Genomic DNA, 14,613 nt, shown 5'->3' on the forward strand with positions numbered 1-14,613 from the left:
TTTAAAAAACTACATTAATACCTATTGAATAAATGCGTGGCGGAATGGCAGTGGATATATTGCCGTCACTATCCCTGTTCCTGAATTCCGGATCCCAGAAATCCCAATCGGGTGCAAACACGCCCACATTTGTTACGTTGGCATACAATTTCATGCTTTCCAAACCGGCTTTGCTTACAATGGATTGCGGCAAGCTATAAGCAAGCGCAATGTTGTTCAGGCGGATGAATGATGCGGACCGGTACACATTAAAGCCGGCGCTGCCATTGCTGGAATACAACCTTGCATATTTGTTGGTTGGATTATCCGGCGTCCAGTAAGGAACGATATAAGAATTCTGGCGATCGATAAAACCTGAGTTATTCTTGGCGCTGTTATACGATAACTTCTGCCCCCAGCTTGAATAAATCATGAAAGACAAATCAAAACCTTTATAGGTAAACTGGTTTCTCAATGTCCATTGAAAACGCGGGTTACTATAACCGAGGAATTGCCTGTCGTCATCAGAATATTTACCATCGCCATTTACATCCTGCACTTTAAAATCGCCTGGTTTCACACCATATTTGGCGGCTTCATCTGCTTCATCCTGCTGCCATACGCCCAGCACTTTTAAATCCCATATTGCATCCAGCGCATGACCAATAAACCACCTGTTGGCAACATCATCTCTTTCCTCACGGCCTATTACTTTGCCGGTAGAATCAGTAACATCAACAGCGCCATACAAATGCTTTATCTCATTCCTGTTTAATGAAAAGTTTAGTGTAGTATTCCAGGCAAAATTCTTATGGGCAATATTGGCGCTGGTAATACTAATTTCAAGGCCCTTATTATTTACCTGGCCGAGATTATCCCAGACATTGGAAAAGCCTGAAATATCCGGTAATGAGCGTAGTATCAAAAGGTCTTTTGTTTGCTTTTCATATACATCAACAGAACCGTTTATCCTGTTATTGAATAAGCCGAAATCAAGACCCAGGTTATAGGAAGTCGTTTTTTCCCATTTCAGGTCGGGGTTCTGCAGCCTGTCAACATACAACTGGGATATTAATACAATTGTTCCGTCTGCTTTTATGTATTGATATTTACCGGTGTTAAGATTAGATAAGGCATTATAGCGCCCAATATCCCGGTTACCATTCTTTCCCCACGAGGCACGCAGTTTACCATAACTCAACCAGTTGGACTGCATGAATTTTTCCTGGGAGAAAACCCATCCCAATGCAACAGCGGGAAAATCTGCCCTCGGATTTTTCTGGCCAAATGCTGAATAACCATCGCGGCGGAAAGACGCTGTTAACAGGTAACGTTGTTTATAGGAATAATTTAAACGGCCCATCATGGCATCACCTGTGCTTACCTGGTCGTCGCTGCTGATAACCGGTTTAATACCGGCGCCTATATTGTGATAGCTTAAAGCATCATTGGGTGAAAAGCCTTCATTATCCATCCTGTCCCACCATGACTGGAATTTTTCAGCATTCAACAGAAATGTAAAATCGAAAGCATGATCACCATAGGTTTTGTTCCATTTAATAAGATTATCTACCTGCCAGTTAAATGTTGTTTGATCAATGCGTGTGGCTACGCCGCCTCTTGCTTTGTATTGAAAATCTTTAGCAGATATACCATTGAAATAGCGGTAAAATTCATAGTTGGGTGTAAAGTTCACCTGGTAAGAAAAGCCATAAGGCAATTCGCCCTTTACGAACATTGTTCCAAACAATGTATTTGTTTTTTGAAGGCGGTTGGTATAAGTATAATCCAGGAAAGGATTGATATTATTGCCCACATCATCATTCGGGCTATCCCTTAAATCTGTGCTGCCATCTTTATATTTTTCACCATATGGTGATGCGTTTACCATTTGCCCCCAATTCACAGGCACCTGGCTTTCATCCCTGTCGGCAAACTGGAAGTTGATACCGGCAGTTAAGAACTTTGCAATTTTGGCCTCAAGGTTTGTCCTTACCCTGAATATCTGGTAATCATCGCCCACAATTACCCCGTCATTGTCGGTATAGTTGGCAGATAAATAGTAAGATACTTCATCTTTTCTTCCGGACACACTTACCGTATGGTCCTGCCGGAAACCTTTATGAAACATCATGTTGTACCAGTCGGTTGTTTTGCCGGCTTTGTAATTGGCTATTTCAACAGGATACATTTTTAACCTATTCAGCCACACATCCACGGGGTCGCCCTGCGAGTTATCATACGCCATCCATTCTTCTACCGAAATAGAATCCGGCAGGGTGCTGGGATCATTAAACTGGTAGGGTTTATGGTTAACGTTAATGCTGTTCAATACGTCTGTTCTCCAGGCAACAAAACCGGGCCCGTCATATATCGGCTGGTTCATGGCCAGTTCGCCATACCCAAAATTTGAGTTAAGCGTTATTTGTGGTTTTCCGCGTGAACCTTTTTTTGTAGTAATGATGATAACGCCGCTGGCAGATTTTGCACCAAACACAGCAGCGGATGTGGCATCTTTTAAAACATCGATGGTATTGATGTCATTGGGATTGATATCGCTTAAAGAACCGGGATAAATAACCCCATCCACCACTATCAATGGCGTGGTGCCGGCATTGATGGAAGAACGGCCGCGTATCTGCAAATCGCCACCGCCTTTAGCCGAAGCTGAATTGGTTTGCGAGATGTTTAAGCCTGCTACATTACCGCGCAGCATATCGGTTACCTGCGTGGGATTTTCGTTTTCAAGCTGTGAGGCTTTTAACTGCGCTACGGCACCCGTTAAGTCTTTCTTCTGCTGTGTTCCATAACCGATAACCACCACCTGGTCGAGTGTGCTGCTTTCCAGTTCAAGCGCTACATTAATATTGGTTTGCCCGTTAATGGGTATTGTCTGTGATTTATAACCGACAAAAGAAAAAACAAGTTTGCCCGATGACGGAACATTTGAAAGCGTAAAACTTCCGTCAGCATTTGTTGTAACACCGTGCTTTGTGCCTTCAACCATCACGGTTACACCTTCCAGGGGCTTTGTATTTTCTTTGGCTGTTACAGTGCCTTTTACTGATACATGCGACTGCGCGTATAAACTGCCCGTCGCATAAAAGAGCAGGCATGCTGACCATAGCATGCATTTGTAAAAGATTTTTTTCATAATGCAGTATTTAGTTGTGAATAGATAAAAGAAATTGCAGTGCGATTCATACGTATAGTTTTATAGTTAGAAATTAAAAACCGATAGAATTGCCGCCATCAACGGCCAGTACAGCGCCGGTAATAAAACGGGCGCCTTCTGAAGCAAGAAATGCGGCGGCATAACCCACATCATCCGGGTGCCCCAGTTTGCGCATAGGCGTGCGGGCTATCACCCGCTGCATCCTGTCTTTATCACTGTTCAATGCTTTGGCCGACATGTCTGTTGCTATAAAACCCGGTGCAATACAATTTACCCGGATACCCTTTTCTGCCAGCTCAACAGCCAGGGCTCTTGTCATACCTTCCACCGCTGTTTTTGATGCGGTATAAGCCACCACTTTTGGCAAGCCATAGTGTGCGGCCATCGAACTGATCATAATTATATTACCCTGCTGTGTTGCAGCCATGTGCCTGGATATTTCCCGCGTGAGCGCAAACACGGCCTGCTGGTTGGTTAAGATGATGTTTTGAAACTCTTCATCCGTAACATCCAACGCATCTTTTTTCATATTGATGCCGGCATTGTTTACCAGTATATCGATAGTTTTTGCCTGTAGTATTAATTGCTCAACAAATGCTGGGATAGCTTTTAATTGAGATAAATCGGCCGGTATATAAGTGCAGGCATTGCCAATTTCTTTACAGGCATTTTGCAGCTTGTTTTCATCACGGCCGGTAATAATCACTTTGGCGCCGTTGCCGGCCAGCGCTTTGGCAATGGCCAGCCCGAGGCCGCTACCGCCGCCGGTTACTACTGCCGTTTTTCCGTTGAGTGAAAACATGGCAGGCAGGGTGTCTTTAGATGCGTGGGTAATATTTTCCTGCGGGTGCATAGTTTAGTTTTATTGATATAAAAAATTTTAAACAGTATCAAAACCGGCAATAAAGCGCATCATGCTATACTGCACAAGTGAGCGACACCTGTCCAGCAGCCTGTAGCCGGAAAATCAATTCAAACAACCTGTGTTTAAATCCTACTTCTTACCTGTTGCTATATCCAGTGCTTTTGTTGCCGTATAATATTTGGCTAACATGCCGGGTACTTCCCAGCCGGGAAGTTTTTTATCTTTTAAGTATTGCAGGTATCTTTCCATTACCTGCGCAAAATGTGCTTCGTGGCCTACATCGTATTTTTCGGGTATTACAACCTTGAAACCTTTGTTTATTTTTTCAACTGTAACGCCGGGATATTTTTCATTCAATTGCTGAATGGCTGTATTTAATGTATCAGCAAAATTTTTTGAGTTATTGTTTGGCCAGATATATAATACCGGCTTATAATTTTCTGCTGCACCCTGTTTTATTTCCAGGGAAGCTTTTGTGCCTTTTAATAAGGAATAATGCGAATCGCCGCCGGCTGCTGCTTTATATTCCCAGCGCGGTGTTACCCTTGCATGAATACCTTTAATGGTATAGTTGATTTCGCCGTTTGCATGTGATTGCAACACCGTATCATTGGTTATATATGGCTTAAGAAAACCAGGGAATGTATCTTCTTTTGTAATGGCCGAAAATTGTGATAAGGTAAGTGGCGTTGGCCAAATGCGTGCATTGGTAATATCAATATCTTTTGTGTAATCAATGATGGAGTCGGGGAAACATTCCCATTGAATCAGATCAAGCAAATGCGTGCCTACATCAGTAATGGCATCGCCCTGTTGTTGCGGATCGAAGAACCAGTCAGGCCTTGTTAATACATTGCCGGAAACATATTTATAGAAGTAGTGAATGCTTTCCATTCTTACGGCCGGATCGTTTGCCGTGCCCTGTTGCAATTCACCAAATACAGATGGTATATGCGCAAATTCTTTCTGCAATGTGTTGGTTATTTCAGAACGCTCGGTCATAATATCATACAGCAGCACATTGTTTTTTGCGGCTGTGCTGAAGGCATCCTGCAATACATTAAAATCGCCTGTGTTTATGGCCATTGGTTTATCGCCCAATACGTTCAAACCCGCTTCCACACTGCGTTTTATAAAATCTGTTTTTTGTTCGTTATTGCCTGCCAGCACCACCACGTTGCCTGCTTTTTCGCTCAGCATTTTATCAAGGTAATCGCTGCCGGTATATAATTTCTCCATCCAGTGTGTTGGGTTATCTGTGCGATGATTGTATTGATCAATGAGTTTAAGATGTGCCTGCAGTTCATTGCCTTCAGGTGCATACACGTGTACAACAGAATCTATTGCGGGATACATGTTTTTCTGTACCAACGCTGCATGAAAATGGCCGGGCGCCAGGGTTATCAAACGCACTTTGCTGCTTTCTTCAGCAGATATATTTTCAGTTGAAGAAGTGTTGCAGCCCAAGTTCATCATCAACAAAAAAATTATAATTAAGTAACTTGTTATTTTCATTCAATCATTTATTTTGAAACAAGCGTTCTTGCATCGTATTTCACTACCGGTTGGTGAAGACACTAACCGGAACATTGATAAGTTTTTTATTTTGAAACAAGCGTTCTTACATCATATTCTTTATTAATCTGGTAAGGCCAGCGCTGGCTGCGCATGAGCATGAAGTTGGCTTCATCATCATTCTTAAACATTTCTTTTTCGGCATCCCAATACAGTTTTCTCTTCAACTGGAAAACAATATCATTCAATAAACAAACAGTACATGCACGATGGCCCACCTCAATAGGTGCTATATTTATTTCCCTTGTCCTGATGCTGTTCAGCCAGTTGCCATGATGGTCGGTGCTGTTGATTAAATGAATTTCATTCGGGCCTATTTCTGAAGTAAGAATTTTTGGATCACTTGCATCGAGTGCTTTAGAGTTTTTGGCATTCGAAGCCGGATCGCTTGCCGTTACCGAATAATTGCCGCGGGTAACAAATATCCATCCCTTATCGCCCACGAATTTTACACCGTTGGGATATTCATTGCTTGCCAGCACTTTTACCGTATCGCCGTTTACATTAAAAATGGTTTCTGTTTTAAAGTTGCCATGCACATCCCACAAAGCATTGGCCGGCGGCCAGTCGGCAGTGCCTGATATTTCAACCGGGCCTGTGTGTTCTGTTCCCAATCCCCAGTTTACAATATCAAAATGATGCGCGCCCCAGCCAGTTATCATGCCCGCGCCAAACTGCCTGCAGCGCAGCCAGCCCGGCCTGGAGAAAGTGCCATCCTGCGGATGCACGAGCTTTTCGGTATATGGAACATACGGTGTAGAGCCCAGCCATTTTTCATAGTTAAGATTAGGCGGCACCGGCATTTCTTTTTCCACTGTACTTTCTTTCGGGTCATCAACCGGTAATCCCACATACACTGTATGTACTTTTCCTATGCGGCCATTGCGCACCAGCTCGCATGCTTTTTTAAACTGCGGCATGGAACGTTGCTGGCTGCCTATCTGGAATATGGCCCCGGCTTTTGTAGCGGCATCACTTAATATCCTGCCTTCTGCAATGGAAAGCGATGCCGGTTTTTCCATATACACATCCTTGCCTGCACGCACGGCTGTTATTGCAGGAATCACATGCCAGTGATCGGGTGTGCAAACAAGTACGGCATCAATATCTTTATTTGCAATTAAGTCTTCAAAATTTTCATAGCCTTTTGTACCGGTGTAAGATGAGCCGTTCTTTTTCGTATAAAAACCATCCACAAACTGCTGGGCTTTTTTCAGGCGGTTGCTGTCAAGATCGCACACCGCAATCATCTTTGCATCGTCGTGTTTCATCACGCCCGGCATATCCCATTCCCTTCCAATACGGCCGGTGCCTATAACACCAACATTAATAAGATTAGACGGCGCATTCTTACCTAAAACCCTTGCAGGAACAATGGTGGGAAAGCCGCTTAATAAAGCGGCGCCACCGGCCCCTTTTATAGTGGTTTTAATAAAACTTCTTCTGGAAGCAGATGATTGATCTTTTTGCATGATAATAATATTTATGAGTTAATATGGCAGTGGATCGTTTGGTGTTTTTGCATGTGCTTTTGAATAATCCAATGGCTGTTGTTTGCTTAAAACCCATTGCAAACCGCCCATAATGTGTTTGCGGAATTCAGGTTCTTTATACGTTGCGCTGTCGTGCCCCAAAGAGGTGTACCATTCCCTTCCGCCATCAAATTCATGGCACCATACAGAAGGAAAAGTGTTGCCGTATATTACCGGCTTGCCTTTATCATCAACTGTTGAAAGATCATGCACCATTAAAACATGTATGTCGGGGTTTATTTCTTTTGTATAATAACATTCATCATCGCGCTTCCAGGTATTTGGGAGAAATGATGTGGAAGGATTGTTATGATCGATAATAATTTCTGTAAAAGGCTGGTGTTTAGCGTGGCGCTCAAAGGTGCCACCCACAAGGCGTTTGAACCAGGGCCAGTTTCTTTCAGTGCCCGTTACGGAATGAATGCCAACAAAGCCACCGCCCGCTTGTATGTAATGCATCAGTGCCAGCTTCTGCGCATCATTATCAAATACATCATTATTGGTGCTTGTAAAAACGAGCGCATTGTATTGCTTTAAATTATCATCATTAAATTTTGCCGGATCGTCTGATACATCTACGGCAAAACCATTTTGTGCACCTAATTCCTGTATGCATCTTGCGGCAGCAGCAATATTATCGTGCACATAACCTTTGCCATTTTTTGTGTACACAAAAACTTTTGTTTTCTTCCAGCTAATATTATTTGCTGCTGTTTCTTTTTGTGTTTTGCAGGCGCATAATACCGTTATAATAAACAGGGAGCATAGTGCAATAAATTTTCTCATGTGCCAACTATTATTAAGTTAAGTGTGAGTTGTCAATAGTAAATGTTCACATTGATAGCAGCGATGCTATTAAAACAGGCTGCTGATAACTCACTTATTTTTTTGTATGCTGATGACCAGCGGTTGTGCAAAAGCCTTCCATATAGCTTCTGCTTCTTTGGCCGTTATAGTGCCATCGTACACCAGCATCCTGTATTTTAAAACATTGTTTTTACCCGGCAATAACACCCAGCTTTTATTTCTCGTGGGGCTGAAGCTGAAGAATACATCTCCCCGGCCATTCATATCTTCAGGCCATACACGCATGGGTTCCGGGAAATTGTAATTGGAAGGGTAGCTCATAAATTCAATGCCTGAATGCCCGCTTTGCATATCGCCGTCCACCGTGCACCAGCGGGCTGTGGATGCATCTGCATCTTTTCTCGTTTTACCTTCTGACGTAAGCACTTTGCTATTCTTGTTGTTCCAATCCGGCGCAGCGCGGAAACCAAAACCTCCATAGCGGTATTCTTCCAGTGTTATCGTATCACCTGCTGCATTATTCAGCGTTGAAGTAAAATCAACCAGCCAAACATGCTCGCCGGTATTATACACACGCACATCCCACACTTCATTCATAGCGATTGATTCATCGCCCTGTTGCGGAATATTAAACGCCACATGATTTTGTAAAGCTTTAAAACCTGCATACACAGCGCCTGCATCTTTATTAATAAAGCCGGCAAAACGCACCGTGCCTTTTTTATCGCCGAGGTTCCAGAAATCAACTTCTTTTCCTTTATATAAAACATGCGTCCACGGGTTCCAGATGCCTACATGATGATAATGATCTTTTGGATTGATCTGCGTAAGCACATTACCTGCGGGAGACCATAAAGGATGTATGAAGGCGCTGCGTTTGAATGCGCTATCAACACCGGCAGGCGGGTAATGTGTGCGGTAATTATATTGTAAAACGTTTTTGTTGTATGCTTTTATAACGAGTGCAGAATCGTCTTCCACCTGTAAGGGGTTTTGCTCCGGCTTCCTGTTTTTTTCAATAGATAGCGTGAATGTTCTTTTAGAAGAAACAGGCTGCGGTGTAAGCATCCACCATAAAAAGCGGTGATAATTTTGTTCCACCTGGCAGGCAACTTCGACCGCGCCGTTTTTACTTACTTCTTTTAATACAAACGCCGAATCGTTTTGCTGCGTTATATCATCAAGATCAATATACACAGGTATGGCAACAGTTGCAGCTTCTGCATTCACCGTAAATGTTGCAAGTACCTGGCAGCCTGCATTAAAGCTGCTGAATAATGTTATAATAACAAGAAATAAAGTACAGGCGGGAACCTTTTTCATTATGACTTTTAGCGAATCGTTTATAGAATGTGTTGAAACAAAAGTATAGTGTTAAGAACGTGGAAACAATAGCATGATTTTTGAAAAAATTATTGTTAATGTTGCAAACGTTTCCGGAAACGTTTGCAATAAATTTCATTCAATATTCTAATAGAAAATTTTGAAAACAATTATTGATAAATACATTTTGTTGTATATTGTTTAATATACCTGGTCATTTTATTATATGAATTTGCTTGAATTGATTGCAGGGGAAATTGAGGCTGAAATGCAGGCAGGGGATCAGTTGCAGAACATGCGCTCTCCCGGGTATAATCAAAATATGCTGCGTTATTTTTTCAGCAAACAATTTTATATGCCTTAATTAAATTTTGCAGTACAGTTATGAACCCACTTCATGATATAACTATAAAGGATATTGCACAGCGCTTAAATGTGTCGGTGTCAACCGTATCGCGGGCATTAAGGGGCAGTACCGATATAAAAAAGGAAACGCGTGAATTGATATTGCAGGTGGCAGACGAACTGAATTACAGGCCAAACCCGATTGCACTGTCATTAAAAGATAAGAAGACAAAAGTGATTGGTGTGATGGTGCAGGAGATAGCTAACAATTATTGCTCGGCTACTATTGCAGGCATTGAAGACTATGCCAACAAGATGGGTTACCAGGTGCTCATTTCCCAAAGCCATGAAAAGTATGATGTGGAAGTAACCAACCTTCACCTGCTGGCATCCAGAAGGGTTGACGGTATCATCATCACCTTATCCAATGAAACAAAAAATGCTGCGCATTTGCAGGACCTGATTGATAAAGGCATGCCGGTGGTAATGTTTGACCGGGTTTGTGAATACCTGCCGTCGCATAAAGTAATTGTGGATGATTATGAAGGCTCTTACAATGCCACGGAACATCTTATACAACAGGGATACAAGCACATCGCCCATCTTACTATTTCACCCAGCCTTGCTATAACGCAGCGCCGCCTGAAAGGTTATAAAGATGCGCTGAAAGCATGCGGCCTGAAAACAAAAAAAGAATGGATAATACATTGTGATTTTGACCCAGGGCATATGGAAAAGGATGTGCGCAATTTATTATCAGGCCCGCACAGGCCGGATGCGATCTTCAGCTCGGTGGAGCGTTTGTCGATGGTATGTTTAAAAGTTATGAAGCAGATGAATTTAAAGGTGCCCGACGATGTTGCCATTGCGGGTTTTTCCGACAATCCCGTAAGCGGTTTTTTAAGCCCTGCACTTACTTCGGTTGCACAGCCAACTTTTGAAATAGGCCAGCATGCTGCTGCTTTATTGATAAGCCAGATTGAAACCAAAGAGCGGCCAAAGGAATATTCAACCATTCAGCTAAAAACCAGGCTGGATATACGCGAGTCTTCCCTGGCAAAAAAGCAACCTGCCCATACTTTACCGTAATGATAACAAGTATAGTATTATCACGGCAGCAGGTCTTCTAACTCATTCAACTTAATTTCTTCCAGCAATTCTCTTTTAGGAGGATTGCTTTTTGATTGCCATTTTATTAGGCGGATACAGCCTCCGGCAATTTCAATTCCCGTTATATCGCCATCATCAAAACAACAACAGCCGCTGTTGAAATAAGAAGGAATAATTTTGGAAAGATCAGGCGCTGTAGGATTTACAGGCTTGGCCCTGGCTATTTCATCTTCAACCGCTTTTATAGCATCTTCCTCTTTATTCTTTTGCGCCTCGGCAAGTTTTACATACAATCTTTCCAGGTGTGTGAGTGACATAAATACGGGCTGATGTGTGTGCCCTGTTATCAGCAGCACATTTTTTTCAATGCTGCTCCATTCGTACATAATAGTGTTGTGCAAAGACTTTAACTGATTATTGAAAGCAGGCGTGTTGGGATTAATATCAAGCAATCCCTGTACCGGCCCCCAGATATTTGCTACAAAAAATTTACTGAAGGCATTGCCATCGCTTTGTAAATCGCCCTGGTGGCCATGTGTGAGATAAATTTGAAATGGCCGTTCATTTAAAGTGGTTGTAAGAATACAGCCTTCATATATCGGCACCTTTTCACCATAAATATTTTCCAGTTGCACCCATGCAAGCGGATCGTTTGCCCAATACAAATCATGGTTGCCGAATATTTTTATAAACCGCTTTTGCTGCACAAATAATTTCTCTTTTTCAAATGAATGTTTGTTGTGTTTCTTTACCTGGAAAATATTATTCTCCCATAACTCTTCCCCATCGCCGAGGTTGATGAAAGCAAAACCTTCTTTGAAATAATAATCCAGTGCCGCAACATAAGCCTGCTCGCAAACTGCAAAATCATCCGCCTTGTTTTTGGCGCCTTTGTGCTGATCGGAGAATATGATTATTTTCTGTGAAGTTGTATTAAATGGGATTGTTAGGCCTTTCTTTTTATCGCCGGTTAAGATTTTTGAATGTAATTCTGTAAGCGATTTAAACACTCTTTCTTTATCGGGCCAGGAAGAAAATTTTTCTGCCAGTCGTATAACCGGTTTTTGAAAAATCTTAATGAGTAATTTTTTCATGCCGCATAAAAATAAAGTGTTAGCATTAATTTTATTAAGTGATTATGTGCGGCTCATGAAGTTTGATCAATATAGCCAGGCAGCTATAGTAAAACCTTATATCAGTACATTGCTGTAACTTCAAAAAATAATAAAATTATGTTTACCATAGAACAGATAAATACAGTCCATAGCAAAGTAAAATCTGGTGCAGATTTTCCTGCCTACATACAGGATTTAAAAAAGATGCGTGTACTGGCTTATGAAACTTTTGTAAGCGACGGGCATACGGTTTATTATGGTGATAACAATTTTCAAATGGCATCTCCAGCTAAATATGCGATGCTGCTGGTAGCCGGCACGGCAAATACAGAAGAATTTAAAACGCAGCTTGCGGCACATCAGCAAGGCAAAACTGATTATCCAACATTTTGTAAAGATTGTGCAACCAGTGGTGTAGCAAAATGGAAAGTTGTGATAAGTGAAATGAGCTGTATTTATTACGATAAAGCCGGCAATAAAATATTAGCTGAACAAATACCCGGATAATAGTTATTTAAAAAAAGTGTGCTGCTCCAAATTATTTGCCCGGCAATTTAAAAGCAACGTACGCATCGCCGGAAGTTGTATTAAGTTTTCCGCCACCGCAGGCAATTACAATATATTGCTCGCCATTAATTTCATACGTAGCAGGTGTGGCAAAGGCTGTAGCCGGCAATTTATATTCCCATAATAATTTTCCGTTGCGTTTATTAAAAGCGCGTAAATGCCCATCCCTTGTTGCGGCAATAAACAATAAACCACCTTTTGTAATTACAGCGCCGCCATAATTTTCAGAACCGGTATGAATGCCCTTTGCTGCATAATAGGGATGATCGCCCAGCGTATCGTGCCAAACATATTCACCGGTATTCAGATCTATTGCATTTAACGTGCCCCAGGGCGGTGCAATGGCAGGCAGGCCTTCTTTTGATACAAACCAGTTGTAACCCGTAATGGCGTAAGGCATCTTTAAATACGGATCTTCTTTTTTTGTTGAATCAACAAATTTATTTTGTGCGACGGAATGTATATCCAGCACATAAGCGGTAACGGCCTGCTTTTCCGCCTCTGATAATTGTGTAAAGGCAGGCATCATTCTCCTGCCGGTTGATATAAGGTCGTGCAGTTGTGTTGCCGTATATTTTTTATTGATATTAATGAGTGAAGGATAGTTGCCGCCACCCTGTCTTTCAGCACCATGACAGGTCATGCAATTTGTTTTATATAAACGCTCTCCCGCATTAAGCACTGTTTCATTTTTTGATGCATCATCTTTCAGATCAACCATCGTTAATATGCTTATCTGTTCATTGGCATTCACATATAGAATGCCTGTTTCAGGATCATAGGCAGGGCCGCCCCATTCGCCGCCGCCGTCGAGACCGGGCACTACTATTGTTCCGCGTTTTGAAAGCGGCTGAAACATATTGCCTTTGTCATAACTGTCGAATTGTTTCTTTACTGCTGCGTATGAACTATCCGGCAACAAAGTATTCAAATCATTCTCTGTTATGTTTTGCCTTGAAAAGGGTGCAGGCTTAAGCACATAAGGTTGTGTTGGTGAAAGATATTCGCCTTCCAGTTCTGTGTTTTGCGGCACAGGCCTTTCTTCTACAGGATAAATGGGCTTGCCTGTTTCACGGTCGAGCACAAACACAAAAGCTGTTTTGGTGGTGAAAGCAATGGCATCAATTTTCTTTCCGTCTTTATTGATGGTTACCAATGCAGGCGGAGAAGAAAGATCATGATCCCATGTATCGTGATGTATGGTTTGAAAATGCCAGATGCGTTTGCCTGTTGAAGCATCCAATGCGAGCATGCTGTTGGCAAACAAATTATCACCGCGTCTTTTACCGCCATAAAAATCAAACGAAGCAGAACCGGTTGGCGCAAACACGATTCCCCGCTTTTCATCCAGTGTAAAACCGCTCCATACATTAGCGCCGCCAATATGTTTGTATGCGGCAGCGTCTTCCCAGGTATCATAACCAAATTCGCCGGGTTGTGGTATGGTATGAAAAACCCAGCGCAGTTTGCCTGTTCTTACATCAAAAGCGCGGATGTGGCCGGGCGCTGCATTAGCGCCTTCATCCACCCGGCTGCCCATTATAATTACATCTTTATAAATAACGCCTGGCGAAGTAGCCGTAATAAACTTATCGCTTACATCGCGGCCAAGGCCTGTATGCAGATCAAGTTTTCCATTATCACCAAATGATACTACAGGTTTTCCATCTGCAGCATTAATGCAATACAAATCGATACCAGCCGTATAAAAAATACGTTTATCACTGCCTTCATTCCAATAAGTAACACCGCGGCAGTTATTTAAAATAAAGAAAGATCTTTTATTGGCACTGAATGAATCGAAAGGATTGAATGTCCACTTTTGTTTGCCGGTAGCCGCATCGAGGGCAAACAATTTCATCATGGGTGAAGTACCGTACAAAATCCCATCAACCATGATGGGATTGCATTGTATCTGCGAATGATTGGCTGTATCTGCATCGCCGGTATTGTACGTCCATGCAAGCTGCAGCTGATGCACATTATTTGTATCAACCTGCGTTAAAGAAGCGTAATGGTTATTGTCGCCATTACCGCCATACATTTTCCATCCATTATAATTATTGGTTGAAGAAGTGCAGGCATAAAAAAAATACAGGTAAAATAGAAAAGAGATCAATCGTTTAAACATGAGCTTACATCAGTTTTGTACCGGGCAACAAAATAAAGTTTTTAATGGCGGTTTAAAAACTTTATTGTTTCGTTGCATGATTGATGATA

10 protein-coding genes are annotated in these 14,613 nt (G+C 42.2%); 2 read left to right on the forward strand and 8 right to left on the reverse strand.

What is annotated here, in order from left to right:
• Position 1 precedes the first annotated feature (1 nt).
• From ACTHN6_RS19405 to ACTHN6_RS19430, 6 genes are all read right to left on the reverse strand, one after another.
• Positions 2-3,133 carry a SusC/RagA family TonB-linked outer membrane protein gene (locus ACTHN6_RS19405; protein ID WP_440437436.1) on the reverse strand — a complete coding sequence of 1,044 codons (3,132 nt, stop codon included), beginning with the start codon at positions 3,131-3,133 and terminating at the stop codon, positions 2-4.
• A gap of 73 nt (positions 3,134-3,206) precedes the next feature.
• Positions 3,207-4,007, reverse strand: coding sequence for an SDR family NAD(P)-dependent oxidoreductase (locus ACTHN6_RS19410; protein WP_440437437.1), 801 nt, complete (start codon positions 4,005-4,007; stop codon positions 3,207-3,209).
• A gap of 141 nt (positions 4,008-4,148) precedes the next feature.
• A complete protein-coding gene (locus tag ACTHN6_RS19415; protein WP_440437438.1) occupies positions 4,149-5,495 on the reverse strand; it encodes a putative oxidoreductase C-terminal domain-containing protein in 1,347 nt (448 codons plus the stop codon).
• A gap of 125 nt (positions 5,496-5,620) precedes the next feature.
• Positions 5,621-7,066, reverse strand: a complete 1,446-nt coding sequence (locus ACTHN6_RS19420; protein WP_440437439.1) for a Gfo/Idh/MocA family protein — start codon at positions 7,064-7,066, stop codon at positions 5,621-5,623.
• Between the two features lie 18 nt (positions 7,067-7,084).
• Complete coding sequence (locus ACTHN6_RS19425; protein ID WP_440437440.1) at positions 7,085-7,912, reverse strand: ThuA domain-containing protein; 828 nt, start codon at positions 7,910-7,912, stop codon at positions 7,085-7,087.
• A gap of 90 nt (positions 7,913-8,002) precedes the next feature.
• The gene (locus ACTHN6_RS19430) at positions 8,003-9,256 is read right to left on the reverse strand and encodes a PmoA family protein (RefSeq protein WP_440437441.1); all 1,254 of its coding nucleotides are present in this window, start codon (positions 9,254-9,256) and stop codon (positions 8,003-8,005) included.
• A gap of 384 nt (positions 9,257-9,640) precedes the next feature.
• Here ACTHN6_RS19430 and ACTHN6_RS19435 point away from each other — a divergent pair, with 384 nt between their 5' ends.
• Complete coding sequence (locus tag ACTHN6_RS19435; protein ID WP_440437442.1) at positions 9,641-10,690, forward strand: LacI family DNA-binding transcriptional regulator; 1,050 nt, start codon at positions 9,641-9,643, stop codon at positions 10,688-10,690.
• A gap of 20 nt (positions 10,691-10,710) precedes the next feature.
• Here ACTHN6_RS19435 and ACTHN6_RS19440 read toward each other — a convergent pair whose 3' ends face one another.
• Positions 10,711-11,805: a metallophosphoesterase gene (locus ACTHN6_RS19440; RefSeq protein WP_440437443.1), complete on the reverse strand. Its 1,095-nt coding sequence runs from the start codon at positions 11,803-11,805 to the stop codon at positions 10,711-10,713.
• 138 nt (positions 11,806-11,943) lie between these two features.
• On the opposite strand from ACTHN6_RS19440, the gene ACTHN6_RS19445 reads away from it, so the two are divergent.
• The gene (locus ACTHN6_RS19445) at positions 11,944-12,333 is read left to right on the forward strand and encodes a DUF1398 domain-containing protein (RefSeq protein WP_440437444.1); all 390 of its coding nucleotides are present in this window, start codon (positions 11,944-11,946) and stop codon (positions 12,331-12,333) included.
• A 31-nt stretch (positions 12,334-12,364) separates the two neighbouring features.
• On the opposite strand, the gene ACTHN6_RS19450 is transcribed toward ACTHN6_RS19445, so the two are convergent.
• Entirely contained in the window at positions 12,365-14,524 is a 2,160-nt protein-coding gene (locus ACTHN6_RS19450) for an outer membrane protein assembly factor BamB family protein (RefSeq protein ID WP_440437445.1), read from the reverse strand.
• Positions 14,525-14,613 lie beyond the last annotated feature (89 nt).

Origin of the sequence: Parafilimonas sp., from assembly GCF_051953455.1 — a bacterium.
In the GTDB taxonomy this organism is placed as follows: Bacteria; Bacteroidota; Bacteroidia; order Chitinophagales; family Chitinophagaceae; genus Parafilimonas.

Excerpts from the sequence above, each read along its gene's own strand:
- ACTHN6_RS19405 (WP_440437436.1), bottom strand. The coding sequence starts at position 3,133 with ATGAAAAAAATCTTTTACAAATGCATGCTATGGTCAGCATGCCTGCTC.
- ACTHN6_RS19410 (WP_440437437.1), bottom strand. The coding sequence starts at position 4,007 with ATGCACCCGCAGGAAAATATTACCCACGCATCTAAAGACACCCTGCCT.
- ACTHN6_RS19415 (WP_440437438.1), bottom strand. The coding sequence starts at position 5,495 with ATGATGAACTTGGGCTGCAACACTTCTTCAACTGAAAATATATCTGCT.
- ACTHN6_RS19420 (WP_440437439.1), bottom strand. The coding sequence starts at position 7,066 with ATGCAAAAAGATCAATCATCTGCTTCCAGAAGAAGTTTTATTAAAACC.
- ACTHN6_RS19425 (WP_440437440.1), bottom strand. The coding sequence starts at position 7,912 with ATGAGAAAATTTATTGCACTATGCTCCCTGTTTATTATAACGGTATTA.
- ACTHN6_RS19430 (WP_440437441.1), bottom strand. The coding sequence starts at position 9,256 with ATGAAAAAGGTTCCCGCCTGTACTTTATTTCTTGTTATTATAACATTA.
- ACTHN6_RS19435 (WP_440437442.1), top strand. The coding sequence starts at position 9,641 with ATGAACCCACTTCATGATATAACTATAAAGGATATTGCACAGCGCTTA.
- ACTHN6_RS19440 (WP_440437443.1), bottom strand. The coding sequence starts at position 11,805 with ATGAAAAAATTACTCATTAAGATTTTTCAAAAACCGGTTATACGACTG.
- ACTHN6_RS19445 (WP_440437444.1), top strand. The coding sequence starts at position 11,944 with ATGTTTACCATAGAACAGATAAATACAGTCCATAGCAAAGTAAAATCT.
- ACTHN6_RS19450 (WP_440437445.1), bottom strand. The coding sequence starts at position 14,524 with ATGTTTAAACGATTGATCTCTTTTCTATTTTACCTGTATTTTTTTTAT.